The sequence below is a fragment of the Micromonospora sp. S4605 genome, from assembly GCF_003176715.1.
Lineage (GTDB): Bacteria > Actinomycetota > Actinomycetes > Mycobacteriales > Micromonosporaceae > Micromonospora > Micromonospora echinaurantiaca.
In genome coordinates this window covers 20,486-39,063 of sequence record NZ_QGSW01000254.1, presented here as the reverse complement: position 1 = coordinate 39,063, position 18,578 = coordinate 20,486, and the positions used below count along the sequence as shown (strand labels likewise).

General features: G+C 72.8%; 18 protein-coding genes. 9 read left to right on the top strand and 9 right to left on the bottom strand.

Annotated elements, in window-relative coordinates; all coding sequences use genetic code 11:
- Window positions 1-4 precede the first annotated feature (4 nt).
- From DLJ47_RS22920 to DLJ47_RS22905, 4 genes are read right to left on the bottom strand one after another with little or no spacing between them, the layout of a single operon-like run.
- A complete protein-coding gene (locus DLJ47_RS22920; RefSeq protein WP_109902630.1) occupies window positions 5-1,486 on the bottom strand; it encodes a 2-hydroxymuconic semialdehyde dehydrogenase in 1,482 nt (493 codons plus the stop codon).
- A 26-nt stretch (window positions 1,487-1,512) separates the two neighbouring features.
- Window positions 1,513-2,844 carry an FAD-dependent oxidoreductase gene (locus DLJ47_RS22915; protein WP_109902588.1) on the bottom strand — a complete coding sequence of 444 codons (1,332 nt, stop codon included), beginning with the start codon at window positions 2,842-2,844 and terminating at the stop codon, window positions 1,513-1,515.
- Window positions 2,841-4,139, bottom strand: coding sequence for a kynureninase (gene kynU / locus DLJ47_RS22910; protein WP_109902628.1), 1,299 nt, complete (start codon window positions 4,137-4,139; stop codon window positions 2,841-2,843). The genes DLJ47_RS22915 and kynU overlap by 4 nt, the downstream gene beginning before the upstream one ends.
- Before the next feature lie 14 nt (window positions 4,140-4,153).
- Complete coding sequence (locus DLJ47_RS22905) at window positions 4,154-5,089, bottom strand: tryptophan 2,3-dioxygenase (protein ID WP_396775798.1); 936 nt, start codon at window positions 5,087-5,089, stop codon at window positions 4,154-4,156.
- Between the two features lie 113 nt (window positions 5,090-5,202).
- Between DLJ47_RS22905 and DLJ47_RS22900 the strand changes: the two genes are divergently transcribed.
- The 3 genes from DLJ47_RS22900 (at window position 5,203) to DLJ47_RS22890 (ending at window position 7,143) form a co-directional block, all read left to right on the top strand.
- A complete protein-coding gene (locus tag DLJ47_RS22900) occupies window positions 5,203-5,670 on the top strand; it encodes an Lrp/AsnC family transcriptional regulator (RefSeq protein ID WP_109902584.1) in 468 nt (155 codons plus the stop codon).
- Between the two features lie 85 nt (window positions 5,671-5,755).
- A complete protein-coding gene (locus DLJ47_RS22895; protein WP_233257964.1) occupies window positions 5,756-6,295 on the top strand; it encodes a hypothetical protein in 540 nt (179 codons plus the stop codon).
- A gap of 11 nt (window positions 6,296-6,306) precedes the next feature.
- A complete protein-coding gene (locus DLJ47_RS22890) occupies window positions 6,307-7,143 on the top strand; it encodes a class F sortase (protein ID WP_109902582.1) in 837 nt (278 codons plus the stop codon).
- Between the two features lie 6 nt (window positions 7,144-7,149).
- Here DLJ47_RS22890 and DLJ47_RS22885 read toward each other — a convergent pair whose 3' ends face one another.
- Window positions 7,150-7,683: an HNH endonuclease gene (locus DLJ47_RS22885; protein WP_109902624.1), complete on the bottom strand. Its 534-nt coding sequence runs from the start codon at window positions 7,681-7,683 to the stop codon at window positions 7,150-7,152.
- A gap of 389 nt (window positions 7,684-8,072) precedes the next feature.
- On the opposite strand from DLJ47_RS22885, the gene DLJ47_RS22880 reads away from it, so the two are divergent.
- The 5 genes from DLJ47_RS22880 (at window position 8,073) to DLJ47_RS22860 (ending at window position 13,191) form a co-directional block, all read left to right on the top strand.
- On the top strand, window positions 8,073-8,759 hold the full coding sequence (locus DLJ47_RS22880) for a HEAT repeat domain-containing protein (protein WP_109902580.1): 687 nt from the start codon (window positions 8,073-8,075) through the stop codon (window positions 8,757-8,759).
- Window positions 8,753-9,808 carry a HEAT repeat domain-containing protein gene (locus tag DLJ47_RS22875; protein ID WP_109902578.1) on the top strand — a complete coding sequence of 352 codons (1,056 nt, stop codon included), beginning with the start codon at window positions 8,753-8,755 and terminating at the stop codon, window positions 9,806-9,808. Before DLJ47_RS22880 ends, DLJ47_RS22875 begins: the two co-directional genes overlap by 7 nt.
- Window positions 9,809-9,965: 157 nt before the next feature.
- Window positions 9,966-11,012, top strand: a complete 1,047-nt coding sequence (locus DLJ47_RS22870) for a mechanosensitive ion channel family protein (protein ID WP_109902622.1) — start codon at window positions 9,966-9,968, stop codon at window positions 11,010-11,012.
- A 235-nt stretch (window positions 11,013-11,247) separates the two neighbouring features.
- Window positions 11,248-12,696: an MFS transporter gene (locus DLJ47_RS22865; protein ID WP_109902576.1), complete on the top strand. Its 1,449-nt coding sequence runs from the start codon at window positions 11,248-11,250 to the stop codon at window positions 12,694-12,696.
- A gap of 63 nt (window positions 12,697-12,759) precedes the next feature.
- On the top strand, window positions 12,760-13,191 hold the full coding sequence (locus DLJ47_RS22860; protein WP_088992324.1) for a globin: 432 nt from the start codon (window positions 12,760-12,762) through the stop codon (window positions 13,189-13,191).
- Window positions 13,192-13,312: 121 nt separating this feature from the next.
- On the opposite strand, the gene DLJ47_RS22855 is transcribed toward DLJ47_RS22860, so the two are convergent.
- The 4 genes from DLJ47_RS22855 to ettA all read right to left on the bottom strand — a co-directional run bounded on the left by DLJ47_RS22855 (window position 13,313) and on the right by ettA (window position 16,842).
- On the bottom strand, window positions 13,313-13,897 hold the full coding sequence (locus tag DLJ47_RS22855; protein WP_109902574.1) for a YbjN domain-containing protein: 585 nt from the start codon (window positions 13,895-13,897) through the stop codon (window positions 13,313-13,315).
- A 131-nt stretch (window positions 13,898-14,028) separates the two neighbouring features.
- Window positions 14,029-14,724 carry a hypothetical protein gene (locus DLJ47_RS22850; RefSeq protein WP_109902572.1) on the bottom strand — a complete coding sequence of 232 codons (696 nt, stop codon included), beginning with the start codon at window positions 14,722-14,724 and terminating at the stop codon, window positions 14,029-14,031.
- Complete coding sequence (locus tag DLJ47_RS22845; RefSeq protein WP_109902570.1) at window positions 14,721-15,164, bottom strand: acyl-CoA thioesterase; 444 nt, start codon at window positions 15,162-15,164, stop codon at window positions 14,721-14,723. Before DLJ47_RS22845 ends, DLJ47_RS22850 begins: the two co-directional genes overlap by 4 nt.
- 1 nt (window position 15,165) lies before the next feature.
- Entirely contained in the window at window positions 15,166-16,842 is a 1,677-nt protein-coding gene (gene ettA, locus DLJ47_RS22840; protein WP_109902568.1) for an energy-dependent translational throttle protein EttA, read from the bottom strand.
- Window positions 16,843-17,145: 303 nt separating this feature from the next.
- On the opposite strand from ettA, the gene DLJ47_RS22835 reads away from it, so the two are divergent.
- Complete coding sequence (locus DLJ47_RS22835) at window positions 17,146-18,546, top strand: alpha,alpha-trehalose-phosphate synthase (UDP-forming) (protein WP_088992319.1); 1,401 nt, start codon at window positions 17,146-17,148, stop codon at window positions 18,544-18,546.
- The last annotated feature ends 32 nt before the right edge of the window (window positions 18,547-18,578 follow it).

The window sequence follows — 18,578 nt, the reverse complement described above, 5'->3', positions numbered from 1 at the left end:
TCGCTCATGACAGGTCCACGCAGACGTTGGTGAGTTCGGAGTAGAAGTCCAGCGAGTGCACGCCGCCCTCGCGCCCGATGCCGGACGCCTTCACCCCGCCGAACGGGGTGCGCAGGTCGCGCAGGAACCAGGTGTTCACCCAGACGATGCCGGCGTCCAGCCGGGCCCCGGCCCGGTGCGCGCGGCCGACGTCCCGGGTCCACACCGCCGCCGCCAGGCCGTACTCGGTGCCGTTGGCCAGCGCGTACGCCTCCTCCTCGGTGTCGAACGGGGCCACGTGCACCACCGGGCCGAAGATCTCCTCGCGGTTGGTCCGGGCGTCCGGGCCGAGCCCGGTGAGCACCGTCGGCTGCACGTACGCCCCGCCGTCGCGGGCGTCGCCGAACGCCGGCACCCCGCCGCCGGTCAGCACCTCGGCGCCCTCGGTGCGGGCCAGGGCGTAGTGGCCGAGCACCTTGTCCCGGTGGGTGTGCGAGATCAGCGGCATGTTCACCGTGGCCTCGTCGGCCGGCCACCCGTACGCCAGATCCGCGGCCCGCTTCGCCAGCCGCTCGGTGAACTCGGCGAAGACCGGCCGCTGCACGTAGATGCGTTCGGTGCAGAGGCAGACCTGACCGCCGTTGGTGAAGCTGGACCGCACCGAGCCGGCCACCGCCGCGTCCAGGTCGGCGTCCGCGAAGACCAGCCCGGCGTTCTTGCCGCCCAGTTCGAAGGAGACCGCCTTCACCCCGTCGGCGGCGGCCCGCATGATGGCGCTGCCGGTGGCCGACTCGCCGGTGAAGGTGATCGCGTCGACGTCCGGGTGCCGGGTGAGGAACTCCCCGGCCGAGTCCGGGCCGAAGCCGTGCACCAGGTTGAACACCCCGGCCGGCACCCCGGCGGCGGCCATCACCTCGGCGAGCAGCGCCGCCGAGGCGGGCGTCTCCTCGCTCGGCTTCACCACCACCGCGTTGCCGCAGGCCAGCGCCGGGGCGACCTTCCAGGTGAGGAGCAGCAGCGGCAGGTTCCACGGCACGATGACCGCGACCACCCCGACCGGCTTGCGGACCGCGTAGTTCAGCGCCCGGCCGCCGGTCGGGGTGACCGTGGTGAACGACTCGGTCGGCGCGGTCGCCACGATCTCGGCGAAGGCCCGGAAGTTGGCCGCCCCGCGCGGGATGTCCAGGGTGCGGGCCTGCGAGATGGCCTTGCCGGTGTCGGCCACCTCCGCGGTGACCAGGTCGTCGAAGCGGCGTTCCAGCTCGTCGGCGACCCGGCGCAACACCTCGGCCCGCTCCCGCTCGCCGAGGCGGCCCCACGGCCCGCGCAGCGCCGCCCGGGCGGCGGCCACCGCGTCGTCCACCGTGGACCGGTCGGCCTCGGCCACCTCGAAGACCGGTTCCCCGGTCACCGGGCTGGCCTTGGTGAAGGTCTTGCCGGCCGCGACGAACTCGCCGCCGACGAAGTTGCGCAGCAGGCCCGGCCCGTCCGGCGCGTGACCGGTCATCAACCGGGGATCCCAGAGCGTCGTCATCAGCGCCTCCCTCGGCTGACCGCGGCACCGACCGCACCCACGAGCGCCGCCACCGCACCCGCGGCCACCGCCCCCAGCACCCGGTGCTGCCGGCGCACCCGCCGCCGCACCTGGGCGTACGGGGTGGTGGAGAACGAGACCAGCTCGTACTGCGAAACGTACCGGCCGGGCAGCGCCCGTTCCAGTGCGTGCTCCACCCGCCGCCACAGCTGGAACACCGGCGAGGCGACCTTGTCCCGCATCTCCACGAAGTTGGTCAGCGCCATCCGGGCGATCGCCTCGGCGTTGTCCTGCCGGCGCTGCTGGAACAGCGGCAGCGCGGCCGACCAGTCGTCGGCGCACTCGTCCAGGCAGCGGTCCAGCTCGACCACGTCCTCGAACGCGCAGTTCGCACCCTGGCCGTAGAACGGCACGATGGCGTGCGCCGCGTCGCCGAGCAGGCCGACCTTGCCGCCCACCTGCCACGGGGTGCAGCGCACCGTGCCGAGCACGCCGACCGGGTTGTGCTGGTAGTCGTCGACCAGGTTCGGCGCCAGCGGCGGCAGGTCCGGGTAGTGGGTGGCGAAGTGCCGCTCGATCGCGGCCGGGCTGCCCAGCGAGGCGAAGCTCGCGGTGCCGTGGGTGGGCCAGAAGAGCGTGCAGGTGAACGACCGGTCCGGGTTGGGCAGGGCGATCATCATCGAGGTGCCGCGCGGCCAGATGTGCAGCGCCTCGGGGTCGAGGGCGAAGTCGCCGCCCACCGGCGGGATGGTCAACTCCTTGTAGCCGTAGTCGAGGAAGTCGAGGCTCTCGGTGAGCAGGCCGTGGCCGAGCAACTGGCCGCGTACCGCCGAGCCGGCGCCGTCGGCGCCGAGCACCACCGGCGCGACGGCGGTCGTCTTGCCCGTCGGCGTCTCGAAGGTCATCTCGCCGGTGGCCGGGTCGAGGCCGACCAGCCGGTGGTCGAAGGCGATCCGCACCCCGGGCAGCACGGCCGCGGCGTCCAGCAGGGCGTTGTTCAGCGCGCCCCGGCTGATCGAGTTGATCGCCAGGGTGCCGGCCGCGCTGTACGACTGGAACTGCGGCTCGCCGTCCACCGGGTGGATCATGCGGCCGCGCATCGGCAGCGCGTCCGCCATCACCTGCTCGGCCAGCCCTATCCGGCGCAGCGCGTCCAGGCCGCGCTCGGAGAGCGCCAGGTTGATCGAGCGGCCTCGCTCGACCCGCCCGGTACGCGGGTCGGGCCGCCGCTCGTAGAGCGCCACCCGGTAGCCGCGCCGGGCCAGGAAGCAGGCCAGCAGGCAACCGGCCAACCCGGCGCCGACCACCGCGATCTCGTCCCGCTCGGTCATGCCGGCACCTCCCCGACGGTCGCCGCGAGCGCAGCGGCGACCCGCCAGCAGTCGTGGTACGTGGAGTAGAGCGGCACCGGGGCGAACCGGACCACGTCCGGCTCCCGGGCGTCGGCGATCACGCCGTGCTCGTAGCGCAGCCGCTTGGTCAGCTCGGCGGCGCTGCCGGCGCCGATCCGCACGGACAGCTGGCAACCGCGGCGCTCCGGCTCGCGCGGGGTGACCACGGTCAGCGGCCGGGTCACGGTCACCTCGTCGAGCAGCCGCTCCAGGTAGCCGGTGAGCCGGACGCTGCGCTCGCGCAGGGCGGGCATGCCGACGGCGTCGAAGATCTCCAGCGAGGTCCGCACCGGGCCCATCGCGAAGATCGGCGGGTTGGAGATCTGCCAGGCCTCCACGGTGGCCGGTGGCCGGGAGACCGGGGTCATCTCGAACCGGGTCGCCGCCTCGGTGCTCCACCAGCCCTCGAAGCGCGGCAGGTCGAGGTCGCCGAGGTGCCGCTCGTGGACGAAGACGCCGGCCAGCGCGCCGGGGCCGGAGTTGAGGTACTTGTACGAGCACCACGCGGCGAAGTCGACGTCCCAGTCGTGCAGGGCCAGCGGCACGTTGCCGGCGGCGTGCGCCAGGTCCCAGCCGACCACCGCCCCGGCGGCCCGGCCGGCGGCGGTGATCGTCGGGATGTCCATCAGCTCGCCGGTGAGGTAGTTGACCCCACCGAGCAGCACCAGCGCCACCCGGTCGCCCTCGGCGGCGAGGTAGCCGGTGACGTCCTCGGTGCGCAGGGTGTCCTCGCCCGGGCGGGGCCGGAGCCGGACCACCGTCTCGTCGGGGTCGAGCCCGTGGAACCGGGCCTGGCTGCGCACCGCGTAGCTGTCCGACGGGAAGGCGCTGTCCTCGATGACGATCCGGGTCCGGGCGCCGGCCGGCCGGTAGAAGCTGACCATCAGCAGGTGCAGGTTGACGGTGAGCGAGTTCATCACCACGGTCTCCGCGGGCCGGGCGCCGACCAGTCGCGCGGCCGGCCCGGTGAGCAGTTCGTGGTACGGCAACCAGGGCCGCTCCGCCTCCAGATGCCCCTCGACGCCGAGCCGGCTCCACGCGTCGAGGTCGGCGAGGAGTTCGGTGCGGGTGGCCCGGGGTTGCAGCCCGAGCGAGTTGCCGGCCAGGTAGGCCACCTCGGGGTACCGGCCGCCTTCGGCCGGCGGCACGTGGAACAGGTGGCGGTGGCCGGGGTCATCGGCGTCGAGGCGCCGCGCCTCGGCCTCGCCGGCGGCGAGGGGTGCGGGGGTGTCCATGTCGCGTTCTCCGGTCACATCGCGGTCCGGGCCGACCACAGCTCGGGGAAGACCACCCGGGCCATGCTGCGCTGCAACCACGCCAGACCGGCGGAGCCGCCGCTGCCGACCTTGGCGCCCATTGTCCGCTGTACGGCCTTGATGTGGTGCTGCCGCCAGTCACCGAACTGCTCCGCCACCTCGGTCAGCGCCTCGCCCAGCAGCCGCAGGTGGTTCTCCGGTCCGGCGTCGGCGTAGATCCGCACCCAGGCCGCCTCCACCGCGGGGTGCGGCTCGTGCTCGACGGCCACGTCCCGCTCCAGCAGCTCGGCCGGGAGGTCGTGGCCGTGCCGGGCGAGCAGGGCGAGCACGTCGTCCCAGACGCTCGGCGCGGCCAGGGTGGCGGTCAGTTCGGCGTACACCTCGGTGTGCCGGCGGAACGGCCGGATCAGCGCCGGGTCCCGGAGCCCGAGCAGGAACTCCAGGTGGCGGTACATCGCCGACTGGAAGCCGGAGCCCTCGCCGAGCAGGTTGCGGAACCGGTTGAAGTCGGCCGGGGTCATCCAGCGCAGCCCCTTCCAGGCCGCGTTCAACCCCTCCAGGTGCAGGGCGGCCCGGCGCAGCGGGGCCAGCGCGTCCCAGACCCGGTCGGCGCGCAGCAGCCGCTGGGTCTCCCGCAGCTCGTGGCAGGTGAGCTTGAAGTACAGCTCCATGATCTGGCTGACCACCAGGAACGACATCTCGCCCGGGTCGTCGCTGAGCGGCTCCTGCAACCGGTGCAGGGTGCTGGCCCGGACGTACGCGTCGTAGGGCACCCGCTCGGTGAACTCCAGCGTCGGTTTGCCACCGTTGCGCTGCGCCCGAGCGGCCCGCTGCTGCGGGGTGGTGGGGCGCACCACCGCGGCCGGCGCGGGCGCCGGCAGCTCCGTCTGCTTCACCTGTCGTCTCCTCCGTGAGCCGGGTGGCGACATGATCTCCCGGTCGCAGCGCTGATCGGAATGCCTGTTCAACGGCGCTGCGGCCGGACGACCTGCCGTCGGAAAGGCGGTTCGGGGGTTCCGGTTGGAGAACGTAAGGTCTGCTCATGGACGACATGGACTGGGCGCTGCTGCGCGAACTGCAGGCCGACGCGCGGCTCTCCTTCAGCGAGCTGTCCCGGCGGGTGCACCTGTCACCACCGGCGGTGGCCGAGCGGGTCCGCCGGCTGGAGGAGTCCGGCGTCATCACCGGCTACCACGCGCATGTCGACCTGACCCGGGCGGGGCGCACAGTGGTCGCGCTGATCCGGATGTCCTGCTACGGCGCCCGGTGCATCCTGCACGACCCGGAGGTCGCCGGCTGGCCGGAGATCCTGGAGATCCACCGGATCACCGGCGACGCGTGCAGCATGCTCAAGGTCGCGGCCGGCTCGATCGACGAGTTCGAGGCGGTGATCGACCGGCTCGCCCCGTACGGCCAGCCGTCCAGCACGATGGTGCTCTCCACCCCGCTGGACTGGCATCCGGTCACCCCGCTGCCGCCCGCCGACGGCCCCGCCGCCCGCCGCCGCTGACCGGACCGGTTAGCCCCGCACGCAGGGGGAAAGCACGCCGGGTCGCCCCAGCAGGACCGGTACACCGGTGCCGGGAGGGAGGATCATGCGGGGTCTGCGACCGTACGGAGGCGCGCTCCGCGCCCCGTCGACCATCATCCGACTGCTCGGGGCCTTCGTCCTGATCGGGGCTTTCGTCCTGGTCGGCGCGGTGCCGGCCCGGGCGGGCGAGAACGCCTTCGTCGAGGTGACACCGAACAGCGTGCAGGCGGGCAGCCGGGTGAACATCCGGGCCAGCTGCGACGACGGCAACAACCGGGAGGCCGAGGTGCAGTCGGACGCGTTCGGCCGGGTGGTGCTCCGGCCGGACAACGGCTTCCTGACCGGCAAGGCGACCGTTCCGAGCGGCAAGGAGCCCGGTGAATATCCGGTCAACCTGCGCTGCCAGAACAACAACACCGCCACCACCACGTTGACAGTGCTCGACATGGAACAGCCCACCAAGGGGCCGGCGACCGGGGGCGGGGGCACCTCTGGCGGACGGGGCACCGGCTCGCTGCTGCTGGTCGGCGGCGTCGCCGCGGTCGCCGTGGTGGTCGCCTTCGGGCTGTTCGGCAACCGTCGTCGGACCGGGGCCGGTTCCTGACCGCCACCGCCATGGCCGGTTCTCGCGCGCGTAACCCGCGACCGGATCCGCGCCGGGCGGCCGCCCGGCGGGCGCTGCGGGCGTCCCGCCGGGTGGTGGTGGCCGCCACCGGCCGGCTGCGCCGGGTGGCCGGGCAGGCCTTCACAGCCAGCGTGGCCACGCCCGACCCGGCCGCCCGGCCGCTGCCGCCCCGGCCGCGGCACCGCTGGGCCGCCGGCCGCCGGCTGGCCGACGCCGGGCCCGGGCTGCCGGTGCTGGTGATCGGCACCCTGATGGTGCTGATCATCGCGATGCTCGGGGTGGAGCGGGTCACCGGGATCCACGTCCTGCCCGACCGGTTCACCGCGGGGTTGCGGCCACCGCCGAAGAAGTTCCCGGTGCTGGCGGCCAGCCGACCGGTGGGCATCAGCAGCCAACCGATCGACCTGGCGGCGCCCGTGCACAACGTGGGCATCGCCCCGGACGGCAGCATCGCCGTGCCGGACGCCGCCCGCGCCCAGGAGGCCGGCTGGTACGACCAGGGCCCGACCCCGGGCCAGTACGGACCGGCCGTCATCGTCGGGCACGTCGACACCAACACCGGTCCGGCGGTGTTCCACCAGTTGCGTGAGCTGCGCGCCGGCGATCCGGTCGAGGTCAGCCGCGAGGACGGCTCGGTGGCGGTCTTCGAGGTGAACTCGGTGGAGCGGTTCGACAAGGAGCGGTTGCCGGTGGACGAGGTGTACGGCGACTTCAGCCGCCCCAACCTGCGCCTGATCACCTGTGGCGGACGCTGGATCGGCGGCGAGACCGGTTACGCCGACAACGTGGTGGTCTTCGCCACCCTGGTGCGGGCGCGCACCGGATGAGCGGGATCAGGCCGCCTCGGGCTCGCGCAGGTCGAGCCAGTCGGCCCAGCGCGGATCGGGCGCCCGGTGGCCCAGCACCCGCCAGGCGACGCCTTTCGGGGCGGCCGGCAGTGCGTGCAGCCGCCAGCCCAGCTCGGCCGGGGTCTTGTCGCCCTTGGTGTGGTTGCACTTCGCGCAGGCCGCCACCACGTTCTCCCAGGCGTGCCGGCCACCCCGGCTGCGCGGGAAGACGTGGTCGATGGTCTCCGCCGGCCCCCGGCAGTACGCGCACCGCCAGCCGTCCCGGGCGAAGATCGCCCGGCGGGACAGCCCGACGTGGGTGCGGTAGGGCACCCGGACGAACCGGGTGAGCCGGACGACCGACGGCACCGGTAACGCGTTCCGGGCGCTGTGCAGGACGCCGTCACCGTCGGCGACGCAGACGGCCTTGGCGGAGAGCACGAGGATGGCGGCACGACGGACGGACACGACACACAGCGGCTCGTAGGTGGCGTTGAGGACCAGCGCGCCGGAGCCCACCGTGGGTCGTATGTCAGGCATCGCGCTCACCCTCCCGGTCCAGCGGCCCCCACCTCGCCACCATCGACCGGGATCGGGCACAGCGCTCACCGCGGCCGACGCCGGCCGGATCACCGACATCCGTTGCGCCAATAGTCCCTGATCGGAACCGGGATTGCACGTACTAATCTCTCTTCTGGTACGAGGATCATCCGCGCTGGCCCGGATCACCGTTCCGGCCTGGGCGAACTCTCCACTTGCCCGACAGTGGCCGACGGCCACCACCGGCCTCGGCCGGGCCGGGTCCACGCCTGATGATCTTCGGTTCGCGCTCCCCGGCCGCACCCCTCGGGCCGTTGCGCCGGCATCGCCCGGCGTCCCGCCCGCACTTGACATTGCCACTGTGACAAGGCCTTGACTGGCGGTCGGAGGTGGTCCCCATCGACTCGGCACACAGAGACGTCCAGGACACGCGACTGCTGGACGCGCTGGCCGCTGGCAACTCGTCGACGCGGCTGAAGGCGGCCCTGGCGATCGGTAGCCGGCCCGAGCCCGGTCTCGTCGACGCGCTCGTAGCCCGGTGCGCGGTCGAGCCGGACTTCTTCGTGCGCGACATGCTCACCTGGGCGCTGACCCGGCTCCCGGCGCAGATCACGGTGCCGAAGCTGCGCGCGGAACTCCGCTCCGCGCGGGCCCAGGCCCGTAGCCAGGCGCTGCACACGCTGTCCAAGATCGGAGACCGGAGCGCGTGGCCGGCGATCACGCCGTCCTTGCTGCACGACACCGACGACGAGGTCGCCCGGACCGCGTGGCGGGCGGCCGTCGTCCTGGTGCCCGACGAGGAGAAGGGGGCGCTGGCCGCGGAACTGGCGACGCAGTTCGGCCGCGGTGACCGGCAGGTACGGCTGAGTTTGAGCCGTGCCCTCGCCGCGCTCGGCGACGTGGTCGAGCCGATCCTGCGAACGGCGATGGCCCATCACGATCCGACGGTGCGGGCGCACGCGGGGGCCACCGAACGGCTCCTCCGCGACCCGGACGCCGGATTCGACCTGGCCGTCGACGAAGCGAGACGGGTCGTCGCGCTCGGCCCGCACCGGGAGGAGACCAGCGAGTGCTGATCGGTGAGGTGGCCCGCCGCTCGGGGGTGAGCGCCCGGATGCTCCGGCACTACGACTCCCTCGGGCTGGTACGGCCGACGGGCCGCACCGTGGGTGGCTACCGGGAGTACACGCCCGACGACATCCGGCGGATCTTCTACGTGGCGGGTCTGCGGTCCCTGGGACTGTCGCTGCGTCAGGTCGCACGCACTCTCGACGATCCCGGGTTCACCCCGTCCGCGCTGGTCGGCGACCTCATCCGGAAGACCGAGGAACGACTGAACCGGGAGCACGAGCTGCTCGATCGGCTCCGTACGGTCGATGCGGCCGAGCCCGCCGGCTGGCAGGACGTCGCGCGCATCGTCGATCTTCTGCACGGGCTGGGTTCGCCGAGCGCCGCGCGGCGACAGCAGGCCGTCCTGGCCCCGACCGAGCACGCGGCGGTTCCCGCCGAGCTGTTGGCCACCGCGATCCTCACCGAATCCGATCCGAACGTCGCCGGGGCCCTGCGCTGGGCCCTCGCGCGAGCCGGCGGCGCCGGTGTGGCGAACCTGGCATCCGGCCTGACCTCCGACGACGTCGACGTCCGGCGGCGCGCGGTCCTGGCGCTCGCCGAGCTGCCCGACGACGAGGCGACCGCGACGCTCACCGACGCCCTCGGCGACCCGGACCCGACGATCCGCGGCCATGCCGCGCTCGCTGTGGGAGCACGGGGCGGGACGCGAGCCGTCCCGACGCTCGTCGGCATGGTGGTCGAGGGCCGCAACGATGTCGAGGCGGCCGAGACGCTGGGGACGTTGGCGCGGGACGCGGCGTGGGCAGACCGGATCCTGGGCGCGCTGGCCGACGAGCTCGCCGCACACACCGCGGATTCGACGGTACGGGTGCGCCTGACCCAGGCCCTCGCCGAGCTGCCGGGCACCATGGCGCTGGGCACCCTCCGGCAACTGGCACACGACGACGACCGGCCCGTGGCAATCGTCGCCTCGGCCCTCGTGACGGTATTGGAAGACCGGTCCGACGAGCGGACCCGGGACGCCGCGGCCGGTGGCTCCCACCGCCACGGCTGAGGCGTTCCGGCACGATCGACGCCGTCGCCCGACCGCACCCCGCAACGGTTGCGCACCTGTCGGTGGCCGTGCCGGTGGCCGTGCCGGCGGGCGGATCCGGTCACCCGGATGGTGGGTCGGCGGGGGCGGCCCGCCCGGGGTGCGGTACGAAGACATCGTGCGTACCGTCAGCCTGTTCCTCGCCGAGCCCGCGCCGAGCCCGGACCCGTCGCCGAGCCCGGAGTGCCTGGAGGAGGCGCTCTGCAAGGCGGCCTGGGAGATCACCAACTCGGTGTGGTTCGCCGAGGGCAGTTACTGGATCCTGCTCAAGCCGCTGCGGATCATGCTGATCCTGCTGCTGGCCGTCGCCGCCCGGTGGCTGGTGCACCGGACCATCCGCCGGCTGGTGCGCACCACCACCGCCGCCGGGGTGCCCACCATGCTGCGGCCGCTGCGCGAACGGATCCCCACCGCCGCGGCCGAGCCGGGCGAGTTCGTGCCGGAACGGCGGCGCCAGCGCGCCGAGGCGATCGGGTCGGTGCTGCGCAGCCTGAGCACGGCGTTCATCTTCGGCATCGCGCTGCTGATGGTGCTCAAGGAGTTCAGCTTCGACCTCGCCCCGCTGCTGGCCAGCGCCGGCATCGCCGGGGTGGCGCTCGGCTTCGGCGCGCAGAGTCTGGTCAAGGACCTGATCGCCGGCCTGTTCATGCTCATCGAGGACCAGTACGGCGTGGGCGACACGGTCGACCTGGGCGAGGCGACCGGGGTGGTGGAGGCGGTCGGGCTCCGGGTCACCACCGTCCGGGACGGGCGCGGGGTGCTCTGGTACATCCGCAACGGCGAGATCGTCCGGGTGGGCAACAAGAGCCAGGGCTGGGCCCTGGTCGTGGTCGACCTGCCGATCGGCTTCGCCGGCACCGAGGAGGCCAGCGCGGTGCTGCGTACCGCGGCCGCGTCGGTCGCGGTCGACCCCGAGCTGGCGCCGGAGATCGTGGAGCCGCCCGAGGTGCTCGGCGTGGAGCAGATGACGGTGGAGGGCGCGGTGATCCGGACCGTCGTCAAGACCACCGCGGACGGGCAGTTCGCGGTCGGCCGCGAACTGCGCCGCCGGCTGACCGAGGCGCTGGAGAACTCCGGGATCACCGCGCGGATCGCGGCGGCACGCCTCTACCCGGGAATGCCCGCCGGTGGTCCCGGCGAGACCGGTCAGGGCGGCGCTACCTGACGGTACGAATGACCGGCCAGCGCGGGGGTCGCGGGCCGGCCGGCCCCTCGGGTATCGTCCGTTCGTTCAGTCGGGGATGCGACGATCAAGCCGTTCGCCCTAGCCAGTTGTCAGACGATCGGGCAGAATCCGGTGCACGCGTTCCCCCCGGAACGTGATCACGTCCTCGCTGATCCGTAGATCTGACGATGGTTTCCCGGGCACCTACGCCACGAGCGGCAGCACCCGGGAAACGATGGAGGCGACGGTGTCCGACGAGCGACCCTCTCCGGAAGGGCCGGCCACCTTCCATGAGGTGTTCGCCCAGCGCGAGTATCGGGCGATCTTCGCGGCCAGCGCACTGTCCTGGGTCGGTGACTACATCGCCAAGGCGGCGGTCACCCTCCTGGTCTACCAGGAGACCCGGTCGGTGGCCCTCTCCGCCGCCGCGTTCGCGATCAGCTACCTGCCCTGGCTGGTCGGCGGCCCGCTGCTGTCCACCCTCGCCGAGCGGCACCGCTACCGGCAGGTGATGGTCGCCTGCGACCTGATCCGGATGGCGCTGATGGTGGTCATCGCCATCCCGAACATGCCGGTCAACATGATCCTGGTGCTGCTCTTCGCCGCCACCCTGGCCAATCCGCCGAGCCAGGCCGCGAAGTCCGCGTTGATGCCGCTGGTGCTGACCGGCGACAAGCTGGTCCTCGGGCTCTCCCTGAACGCCAGCACCGGCCAGGCCGCCCAGGTCGTCGGCTACCTGATCGGCGCGTCCGTGGCGGCGTTCAACCCGGCGTTGGCCCTGCTGATCAACGCGGCGACGTTCGCCGTCTCGGCCGCGCTCACCCGCTTCGGCGTCGCCGACCGGCCGCCGGCGATGACCGCCGCGCACCGCAGCCATCTGCTCCGGGAGACCGGCCAGGGGTTCCGGCTCGTGTTCGGCACGCCGGTGCTGCGGGCCATCGCCGTGCTGGTGTTCAGCGCCATGCTCTTCTCGATCGTGCCGGAAGGGCTGGCCGCGGCCTGGGCGAGCGAGCACGGCGCCGGCGGGATGGACACCGGCGTCGCGCAGGCCGTCATCATGGCCGCCAACCCGGTCGGCTTCATCCTCGGCGGGCTGGTGGTCGGGCGGGCGTTCGGGCCCGACCGGCGACTGGCGCTGATGCGGCCCCTCGCGGTGCTCGCCCCGGCGGTGCTGGTGCCCGCCCTGTTCGACCCGCCACCGGCGGTGGTGGCGCTGCTCGCCGGGGCCTGCGGGTTCGCGGTCGCCGGCATGCTGCCGATGGCCAACGGCCTGTTCGTCCGCGCCCTGCCCAGCGGCTTCCGGGCCCGGGCGTTCGGCGTGATGGCCAGCGGGGTGCAGGTGATCCAGGGCGTGGCGGTGCTGGTCACCGGGCTGCTCGCCGAGCGGTTCCCGATCCCGGCCGTGGTCGGCTGGTGGAGTGCGGCGGGGGTCCTGCTGATGGCCCTGGTGGCGCTGCGCTGGCCGAGCCGGTCGAGCGTCGACGCGGCGGTCACCGCGGCGGAACGGGCCGGCGGCGCCGGGGTGGTGCCGGCCGAGGACGCGACCAGGGAGCAGACCGGTGGCGCGCCGGACCGGGGCGAGGGCGCGGCGGACGAGCGGCCGCCGACGCAGGACGGCCCGGGCGGCGGTCCGGTCGCCGGCCGGCCCGGTGAACCGGGGCGACCGCGCCACGCGGTGAGGTGAGTTACACCCGTACCCCGGTCCCTCCCCCGGGGTGCGGCCGCGGGCACCTGGCAGGATGGAACGGTGAATCCCGCTGCTGAGTCCGGCCGTCCCCGGCCGTCGATGACCCTCTTCGAGGCGATCGGCGGTGAGCCCGCCTTCCGCAAGCTGGTCGACGAGTTCTACGCGGGGGTCGCCGACGACCCGCTGCTGCGCCCGATGTATCCGGAGGAGGACCTGGGCCCGGCGGCGGACCGGCTGACGCTGTTCCTGATGCAGTACTGGGGCGGCCCGAACACCTACTCGGCCCAGCGGGGGCACCCGCGGCTGCGGATGCGGCACGCGCCGTTCCGGATCGGCGCCGCCGAGCGGGACGCCTGGCTGCGGCACATGCGCACGGCGGTCGACAGCCTCGACCTGCCGCCGGAACTCGCCACCGCGCTCTGGGACTACCTGGAGCGGGCGGCGTACTTCATGGTCAACGTGATGGAGGACCCGGCCGCCGGGACGCCGTAGCCGTCAGCATGGCGGCGGTGCCGTGCCCGGCGCCCGGTCGACACCGGTGCGGTCGACCGCGGCACGGCGGACCGCGGCACGGCGGACCGCGGGCGGGGCGGGCGACCGGTCTGGCGACGGCTCAGAGCAGGGCGCCCTCGTCGTGCAGCCAGTCGACGAAGCTGGTGGCCACCGCGGCGCCACAGTCGAGCATCTCGACCAGGAGCGCGTCGTGCGTTCCGGCGCCGAACGGCACCTGGAGCTCGGCGTAGATGGGCAGCTGGCCGCGTTCGGTGGGGTCGCCGACGTAGGCCTTGCAGAACCGGCGGGTGTGGTTCCACTCGTTGACCACCCGGTAGGCCCGGTCCGCCCAGTCGGGCGGGACGGTCGCGTGTGGACGCGCCCGCATCACCAGGATCTCGTCCTCCGGGCCTTCGAGGGTGACCAGGACCGCGTGCCGCTCCCACATGGCCAGCAGGTTGCCGTCACCGTCGGCCAGGTAGCGCACGTCGAGCAGGTCGAGCGCCTCGCAGACCCGGCCCAGGGTGACCGGCTCGACCGTGGCCCGCATCTCCGGCATGGCGGGCCGGTCGACGGCCGGGGAGTCGTCCTCCGGCTGCCGGGGGGCCGGTGGCCCGACCCGGACGGTGCCCTCCACTGTGATCCCGCTTCGAGTTTCCGGGTCGCCGCCGTTGGCGGGACCGGGGCGCCATGACCACCACGGCATCGCTCGCGCACCTCACTCCCCAGCGGATCCAGTCGCCTACGGTGCGTTGGATCCGAGGATGGACGGTACCCGGACAGCCGGGTTGAAGCATCCCCCCAACGGGAGCCCCAAACCAGAAGAATGACCGGTGGTCATCCGAACGGATGACCACCGGAGGGTCGTACGGCAAGATCAATGGCCGTCTGCGACCAGGTCGCTCCGTATGGTCCCACCAGGCCGACCCAACGTCCGGCCGTCCGCACCTGGACGGCGGCGGCGTCGGCGGTGCCGGAACCGACTCCCGGGGCGCCCAGGAAGCCCATCCGGACCAGACCCTGGACCAGCCGCTGGTTCACCTCCACCGGTTCGCCCGGCGGGTCGTCCGGGGTCACCACCACCGGCACGTGGTCGAGCAGCGCGTCGCGCAGCGCCCGCTGCCCCACCGCCCGTCCGGCCACGCCGTGCGTGCTGGCGGCGCGCAGCGTGCCCGCCGCCGCCTCGGCGATCCGGCGCAGCTCACCGCCGGGCAGCGTCTCTACCCGGCGGCTCGCCGCCGGCGGCAGCGGCCACCGCCACTGCGCGTCGCGCCGGGCCGGCAACTCCTGCCGCTCCTCGGTGAGCGCCGCGAGCAGAGCGTCCGCGCCGACCGTGACATCGCCCGGCGCCGCGCCGGCCACCGTGCGCACCACCAGCACCCCCCACGGCAGGCGGGCCCAGAGCGCGGTACGCGCCGGCGCGCCGGCCGGCCGGAGCCGGACCAGGGCACCCCGGTCCAGCCGGACCAGCCGGGCCAGGAAGGCGCCCGCGTCGGCGACGTCGGCGATCCCGTGCCCGCCGGCCGCGGTCACGCCGCGCCCCGCGGGGCGTACGTCAGGAGGAACTCACGCTCCTCGGCGCTGATCCGGCGCGGCACCTGCCGGTCGAGGTCGAACGGGACCAGCACCGAGCGGGCCCGGCTGGCCAGCACGTCCCCGTCGTACAGCTCGTAGGCGACGGTGAACGAGGCGGCCCGGATCTCCTCCACCCACAGTTCGATCCGGACCGTCGGCGCCGCCTCCGCGGTGGCCCGGCCGAGCGCGTAGTCGACCGGGCGCAGGTAGTCCACCTCGTGCCGACGGATCACCACGCCGTCGGCGAACGAGCCCACTCCCCACGCCCGGCCGCCGGCGAACATCAACGCCACCCGGGCCTCCTCGTAGAGGGTGAGGAAGCGCGAGTTGTTGACGTGGCCGTACGCGTCCAGGTCGGACCACCGCAGGGTGCAGTGGTAGACGAAGCGGTCGGCCACGTCAGTCGCGGGTCAGCTTGCGGTAGGTCACCCGGTGCGGCCGGGCGGCCTCGGCGCCGAGCCGGTCGATCTTGTTCTTCTCGTACGCCTCGAAGTTGCCCTCGAACCAGAACCACTTCGCCGGGTTCTGGTCGTCGCCCTCCCAGGCCAGGATGTGCGTGGCGACCCGGTCGAGGAACATCCGGTCGTGCGAGATGACCACGGCGCAGCCGGGGAACTCCAGCAGCGCGTTCTCCAGGCTGCCGAGCGTCTCGACGTCGAGGTCGTTGGTCGGCTCGTCGAGCAGGATCACGTTGCCGCCGATCTTCAGCGTCAGCGCCAGGTTGAGCCGGTTGCGCTCGCCGCCGGAGAGCACCTTGGTCGGCTTCTGCTGGTCCGGGCCCTTGAACCCGAACGCCGCGATGTACGCCCGGGAGGGCATCTCGACCTTGCCCACCAGGAGGTGGTCCAGCCCGTCGGAAACGGTCTCCCAGACCGTCCGGTCACCGGCCAGCCCCGCCCGGCTCTGGTCGACGTACGACAGCGAGACGGTGTCGCCGACCTTCACCGAGCCGGAGGTCGGCTCCTCCAGCCCGACGATGGTCTTGAACAGGGTGGTCTTGCCGACGCCGTTCGGGCCGATCACGCCGACGATGCCGTTGCGCGGCAGCGAGAACGACAGGTCGTCGATCAGCACCCGGTCACCGAAGGCCTTGGTGAGGTGGCTGACCTCGATGACCGTGCTGCCCAGGCGCGGGCCCGGCGGGATCTGGATCTCCTCGAAGTCCAGCTTGCGGGTCTTCTCCGCCTCGGTGGCCATCTCCTCGTACCGGTCGAGGCGGGCCTTGGACTTGGTCTGCCGGGCCTTGGCGTTGGAGCGGACCCACTCCAGCTCCTCGCTGAGCCGCTTCTTCATCTTGGCGTCGCGCCGGCCCTCGACCGCCATCCGGGCGGCCTTCTTCTCCAGGTAGGTGGAGTAGTTGCCCTCGTACGGGTACGTCCGGCCGCGGTCCAGCTCCAGGATCCAGTTGGCCACGTTGTCGAGGAAGTACCGGTCGTGGGTGATGGCGATGACGGTGCCGGCGTACTTGGCCAGGTGCTGCTCCAGCCACTGCACGCTCTCCGCGTCCAGGTGGTTGGTGGGCTCGTCGAGCAGCAGCAGGTCGGGCGCCTCCAGCAGCAGCTTGCACAGCGCCACCCGGCGGCGCTCGCCACCGGAGAGCGTGGTGACGTCGGCGTCCGGCGGCGGGCAGCGCAGCGCGTCCATGGCCAGTTCGAGCTTGGAGTCGATGTCCCAGGCGTCGGCGTTGTCCAGCTCCTCCTGGAGCTTGCCCATCTCCTCCATCAGCGCGTCGGAGTAGTCGGTCGCCATCTGCTCGGCGATCTTGTTGAACCGCTCCAGCTTCGCCTTGGTCTCGGCGACCGCCTCCTCGACGTTGCCGAGGACGGTCTTGGCGTCGTTCAGCGGCGGCTCCTGGGCCAGCATGCCCACGGTGTAGCCGGGCATCAGCCGGGCCTCGCCGTTGCTCGGCCGGTCCCAGCCTGCCATGATCTTGAGGAGGCTGGACTTACCGGCGCCGTTCGGACCGACCACACCGATCTTGGCCCCCGGCAGGAAGTTCAGCGTCACGTTGTCGAGCACGACCTTGTCGCCGTGCGCCTTGCGCGCCTTTTCCAGGACGTAGATGAACTGGGCCACGGTGCGGGCTACCTCCGTACGTTGCGACTGGGAGCCGGCGGGCGAGGGCACGGGCTGGTCGTCACCCGCGGCCGCCGGCCGGGGCCGGCCGCACGCACGCCGCTGTCAATCCTGACAGGTACGCGTCGCAACGCCCACATCACCCCGCCCGCGGCGTGCGACGGCCGGTATGTTGACAAGATCACCTCCACGCTTCGGCGGGCGTGGGACGGGTAGGGAACTCCGGCACGGGGCCCCAGACGCCGCAGCTACGCTCAGTACGCTCATCGCGGTTGACCCGTCAGCACCCGGAGGTGGCCGAACGTGACCGTCCGCAGCTCCTTTGTCGTAGTGGCGAACCGCCTGCCGGTCGACGAGGTGAGCACACCCGAGGGACGGCAGTGGCGACGCAGCCCCGGCGGGCTGGTCACCGCCCTGCATCCCGTCCTCGCCGAGCACCAGGGCACCTGGGTCGGCTGGGCCGGCGGCACCGGCGCCGCCCCGGAGCCGTTCGACCTGGAGGGGATCCGGCTGCACCCGGTGCCGCTGAGCGCCGAGGAACTGGAGCGCTACTACGAGGGGCAGTCCAACGCCACGATCTGGCCGCTCTACCACGACGCGGTGGAGACCCCGGCCTACAAGCGGCGCTGGCGGGAGGCGTACCGACTGGTCAACGCCCGGTTCGCGGAGGCCGCGGCGGACGTCGCGGCCGAGGGGGCCACCGTCTGGGTGCAGGACTACCAGCTCCAGCTGGTCCCGGCCATGCTCCGCGAGCTACGGCCGGACCTGCGGATCGGCTTCTTCCTGCACATCCCGTTCCCGCCCATCGAGCTGTTCATGCAGATGCCGTTCCGCACCGAGATCCTGCGCGGCCTGCTCGGCGCCGACCTGGTCGGCTTCCAGCAGCGGCTGGCCGCGCAGAACTTCGTCCGGCTGGCCCGGCACCTGCTCGGGCTCCGCTACGAGGGCCAGATGATCCAGGTCGACGGGCGGCAGGTGAAGGCCGGCGCCTTCCCGATCAGCATCGACACCAAGGAGATGGAGCGGATGGCCGCCGACCCGGCGGTGCAGGCCCGGGCCAAGGAGATCCGCGAGGAGCTGGGCAACCCGAAGACGATCATCCTGGGCGTCGACCGGCTCGACTACACCAAGGGGATCGAGCTGCGGCTCAAGGCCTTCCGCGAGCTGCTGGCTGACGGAAAGTTGACAGTGCCGGAGGCCGTCATGGTGCAGGTGGCCACGCCGAGCCGCGAACGGGTGGAGCACTACCAGGCACTTCGGGTCAAGGTCGAACGTGAAGTTGGTCGGATTAATGGCGAATTCGGCAGGGTCGGCGTGCCGGCAGTGCATTATCTGCATCAGTCGTACAGTCGCAGTGAACTGGCCGCGATGTACGTCGCTGCCGACGTGATGATGGTGACCCCGCTGCGAGACGGAATGAATCTGGTGGCCAAGGAGTACGTCGCATCGCGCGCCGACCAGGGCGGCGCGCTCGTGCTCAGTGAGTTCGCCGGCGCCGCCACCGAGCTGCGCCAGGCGTTTCTGTGCAACCCGCACGACCCGGACGCGGTCAAGGACGCGCTGCTGCGAGCGGTGCACGTGGAGCGGGCCGAGGCCCGCCGGCGGATGCGGACGATGCAACGCCACCTACGCACCCACGACGTGGGGCACTGGGCCAAGTCGTTCCTCACCGAGCTCGGTGTGCCCGAGGCGGAGGCCGCGTGAACACGTCCGTCAGCGACGGAGCGCCCATCGTC